3 protein-coding genes are annotated in these 4,673 nt (G+C 58.7%); 2 read left to right on the top strand and 1 reads right to left on the bottom strand.

The window, feature by feature from the left end; translation table 11 throughout:
• Positions 1–415 (bottom strand): NTP transferase domain-containing protein (locus RMO15_RS24060; RefSeq protein WP_309718498.1); only part of this gene is annotated, 415 nt, incomplete at its 3' end.
• A 75-nt stretch (positions 416–490) separates the two neighbouring features.
• On the opposite strand from RMO15_RS24060, the gene RMO15_RS24055 reads away from it, so the two are divergent.
• Both RMO15_RS24055 and RMO15_RS24050 read left to right on the top strand, forming a co-directional pair.
• A complete protein-coding gene (locus RMO15_RS24055; protein ID WP_309718495.1) occupies positions 491–3,193 on the top strand; it encodes a hypothetical protein in 2,703 nt (900 codons plus the stop codon).
• A gap of 20 nt (positions 3,194–3,213) precedes the next feature.
• On the top strand, positions 3,214–4,673 hold a 1,460-nt coding region (locus RMO15_RS24050), incomplete at its 3' end, for a glycosyl hydrolase (protein ID WP_309718493.1).

Here is a 4,673-nt window from a genome sequence, read left to right as displayed (position 1 = left end):
GGTGAAAGCCGCGATACGCCGTGACGCAGCCCGCCGGATTCTCGCGCTCCATCGTGGCTTTAAAATCTGCAAAGTCCCAGCCAACACAGAAATCCGTGTAGTTGAGAATAACCGGCTGGTCGTCCTTGATCCACTTAGAGGCTTGCAGCGCCGCCCAAACTGGCCCGCGCTTGTGGGGCGCAATCCCAACGATCTTGCCGCGAGGCGCGAGGCGCTCCAGAGTCGGGCGTAGCTCGGGGATGGTCTCTAAGGCATCCTGGCCGCAGATAAACAGAAAGTCTGTCTCACCCGGGAACATCCGCACCACATGCTCGATCATGGGCATGCCATCCACCTCGATCAGAGGCTTGAGCTGCGAGTAACCCGCACGCTGAAAACGGCTGCCCTGCCCGGACATCGGAATCACAATCTGCATGCTCTCTATATCGGTTGCTCGCCCGTATTATCCTCAGGCTACAGGTGGGCTCTCCTCCTGCCAAAAATACGGGGTATGGAGCATCTCTTTGGCCTACGTCCTCGCAAGAAACAGCATGTTATTGCTTTCGTCCTGCTGTTTGTGCTGGCCTTTGTAGGAATCCGGCTGGAGAAGATCGCAGCTAACTGCGAGGGTGCCTTGCCAATCGCCGTGGCTTTTGAGGGACTTTCGGAGGCGGATACCCACACGGTGCAAGTTGTGGCGATCTCCCCCAAAGACATCTTGTTGTCACTCAACCACAAGTCAGGCGCAAGTGTCTGGGAACTGGAGTTCCTGTTCTGGGCACAGTGTGTGCGTGTCTATGCTCCCCAAGAACTTCTTCAGAGAAATCTTCCGGTGACACTCACCATTGGTGGAACCCAGATTTTCAAGACCAATACGGCGACCATGCTGGCAACCTGGAAAGCCGCACCCGCTCCAAGTGGCCTTGTGGCGCTGGACTCGCCTCCCTCGCTCAGTGCCGCCCACCTGCCTTTTCTCGACAAGATTATCAACGGCCCCATTGAGGCACCGTTTCTGGAGCTGTTTGCCCAAGCGATCACGCTGGCCTGTCTCGGGGTTCCGGCACTCTATCTCTCGCTCCGTGCGGTTCGCCCTCGTGCCAAGCTTGCGCAGTGGCTACGACTTTGCCTGAGTGAGCGTGCTCCTCTCATCCAGGCAAAAACCACGGAGCGCGGCTATCTTTCGGCGGGCCTTCTGGCTCTCACGCTGAGCTTGGTGCTGCTCACCCATGGCCAGCGCTACGGGTTTGTCCATGACGACAACATCACGCAGTTCTTCCCGACAATCTTGCAGGGCTGCCGTAGTCTTGAGCACGGGATCTTTCCCACCTATAATCCCTACGCGCTCATGGGAAGCCCGACTGCCAGTATGGGAACCTACGCGCTTACCTATCCCCTGACCTATCTTTCGTACTTTGTGGCCACACATCTGCTCCGTGATGCCTACCTCACGCTTGATATCTTTGCGGTGATGCACCTGGTACTCGGCTACTTGGCCACGTTTGCTCTGGCGCGGCGGATCGGGCTACGCGCGTCTCTGGCGATGTGTGTGGCGCTGAGCTTTGTGCTCTGTGGCTACTTCTGTGTCTACACCCGTGGCTGGTTCTACATGGCCCCCGTAGCACTCTGGACACCGCTCCTGTTGCTCTCGCTCACTCGCCTCGTGAACGCTGTGCAAGTGGGAGGGCGCTGGGTTCTAGAGACGGGCTTGGTTATTGGACTTTACTTTCACGCGGGCAATGCCCAGATGTGGAGCTACACGCTTCTTTTGGGAGCGGCCCTGGTGGGTTTCTGGTACCACGGTGGCAAGCTCTCCAAAGTGCGGCTCCTCTGGCTCCTTCCTGCTCTGCTGGTCGGGCTGGCGATTGCTGCTCCCCTGCTTCTGGCACAATCGGCAGAGGTGGCCCAGATCGAGCGTAGCGCGGACTTCAAGCAGGGAGTCCTCAAGGGCTTTCTGGCACTGCTACTGCCTGCGCCGCTTGTGGATGTTTGGCATCCGGGAATTCAGCCCGGTGTCGAGAACCTCTGGGCGCATCTCTACCACTTTGCACCACTCTATTTCTGTGGCCCCGTTTTTCTGACTTTGGGACTGGTGGCATTGACCTCACTCCTCGTGCTACGCTGGGGCCGTCGGCTTGTGGGAGCCAATGCCTGGCTGCTCTGCGCCGGGCTGGCTCTCTGGTTGAGCCTTGGCGCAGACGGTGGCTTGGCCGCGATTCTGGCGCACCTGCCGGTCTTCAATAAGTTTCAGCACTGGTGGAAGTTTCTGCCCTTTGTGGCACTTTTCTCGGCTCTGGGGGGCGGCTTAATCGTGGAGCGCTGGCTTCAGAGTCGCAAGAAGAGCGCAAAAACGGAGCGAGCGCTTGTCGTGCTGGTTCCCCTGCTCCTTGCCTACAACGCCTGGGTCAGCAAGCCCGTGATGTCGCTGGCCGACAAACCCTACCCCGCGCTTCCCGCAGAACTTAAGACGCTTTTCTTCAACCCACAGGAGCGCCTCCAGCGTGGACTGACGATCTCTCCTTGGAAGCGCGATCATACAGGCTTTGTCTTTAGCATGGCCCAGAACTTTGCCACGGTCTACGAACTTCCGATGCTCATGGGCTACGACCCTCTGGTGGAAGCATCTCCCCTGACACTACAGATGAAGCACCGATTTCTGCCCAGCCCCGCTTTGGTGAAGGGAACGTCAAACTTCCGTGCCGCTATCCCACAGAACTCGGTTGAGGCGCTACGCCGCTATGGAGTACGCTGGATCTGTGTTACGGACGGGGTGCAGTCCGTAGATAAGCTCCTGCTTCTGGAGATGCTCTCAGGGCAAGTCACCCTGCGGTACACACGCCTAGGGCTGCAAGTCTACGAGCTCGCTGGGGGCGATCCACTTGCCTTTGCGCAGAGCGATCCGTCTCAGAGCATCCCGTTCACGCTGAATGCGACGGGTGCAACGATCACACTTGGTAGCGCTGTCAGTGGCCCCGTTGTTGTCAACTTGCTCGCCCGTGAGCGCCTGAATGCCCTAGTGGACGGCAAGCCTGTTGCCATCACCAAAGATGCCTGGGATCGCGTGACAGTCATAGCGCCTGCGGGTACGAAAGAGCTTACCTTGCGCTACGAGCCTGCCTGGGGCAAAGGCTTCGTGGCTAGTGTGATCTTGCTGGGGCTTGCCCTTGGCCTCTGGGCTCGCCTATCACGGCGCTTGACGACGTTGACGCATACTTAAAAAGCTGAGATACTGCCACTATGCAAGTTTCTCTTGGGGCGGGTAGCTACACGACAGCACTTCCGGTGGGGGCGAAGGAGCCTGGAGTTAAGCCTTTTGTAACAGTCTCAGTCAAGCGCCCGGTGCCAACGAACGACTGGTGGAGCTCGCTGGCGTTCCTGCCGTTCTCCAACCAGATGTTCCCCCATCCGCTCGGGGTTCAGGCGCACGCGAAGGGCCTGCGGATCTACTATCCCGGTGTCGGCTACACGGCCAACCCCGAGGGCGTGTTTACCGCGGTGATGGGGGAACCCAATGACCTCATCATTGGTCACGCGGCGCAGGCAAGCTTCCCCGATGCTCGTGTGGAGAGCTGGAGCGACTGGTTTGTGACGGCGGCATTTGGCACGCAGCTCTCCCTGACATTTGGCCACGGCTCCCCGTTTGTCTATGGCAGAGTGACGGAGGCAGACCCCACTTTTAGCTTTGGGACTGCCCCAAAAATCTTTGCGGGCGACGCGAAAAGCCCTTTGCTGGGGGTAAGCGTCCAAGGCCGTAGCTACGCCCTCTTTGGCCCGTCGGGCTGTACGTGGGAGGGGATTGGCACAAGTCGGCTGGTCTGCAAAACGGGCGGCAAGAGCTATTTCTCCGTGGCACTTCTGCCTGATAGTAAACCCGAGACAATAGCGCTCTTTGCGAGATACGCACACAATCATATTACAGACTCCAAAGTTGCCTGGAGCTATGACGAGAAGACGAGCAAGGTCACGACCAAGTACACGTTTACGACCAAAAACTACGAGGGCAGCACGCCAGGGACGCTCTACGGGCTCTATCCGCACCAGTACCAGCGCAGCACGGATAAACTCACCAATTACACCTACCAGACCATACGCGGCGTGATGAATTTGGCCGCCGGGACGGGCTTTACGACGGTCACGCCGTTTCAGGGAGTTCTGCCGCTCCTTCCTGACATTGGCACCTACGACAAAGCCACGCTGACGAAGTTTATAGACGCCGACGTGGCGAGCTTCAAGCCTGAGCTGGTGGACACCTACTGGACAGGAAAAGCGCTGGGAAAGCTCGCCACACTCGCCGCCCTCGCCGATGCCACGGGAAACCAAGCGGCCAACCAGCAGCTTAAGCTGCGGCTTAAAGCGCTGCTGGAAGACTACTTCACGGCAAAGCCGGGCAAGACCAAGGGGCTGTTCTACTACAACAAGCCGTGGGGGACGCTCATTGGCTACCCGGCGTCTTACGGAAGCGATGAGGCGCTTAACGACCACCACTTTCACTACGGCTACTTTATCCGCGCCGCCGCCGAGCTGGCACGTCAGGAGCCGCAGTGGGCCGCGCAAAATAAGTGGGGCGGGATGGTGAATCTGCTGATCCGTGACTGCGCCAACCCCGACCGCGACGATCCGCTCTTCCCGTTTCTGCGCAACTTCGATATCTACGAGGGGCATACTTGGGCCGATGGAAAAGGTGACTTTGCCGATGG

The sequence above is a fragment of the Armatimonas sp. genome, from assembly GCF_031410135.1.
Classification (GTDB): domain Bacteria; phylum Armatimonadota; class Armatimonadia; order Armatimonadales; family Armatimonadaceae; genus Armatimonas.
This window is presented reverse-complemented; position numbering and strand designations above follow the sequence as displayed.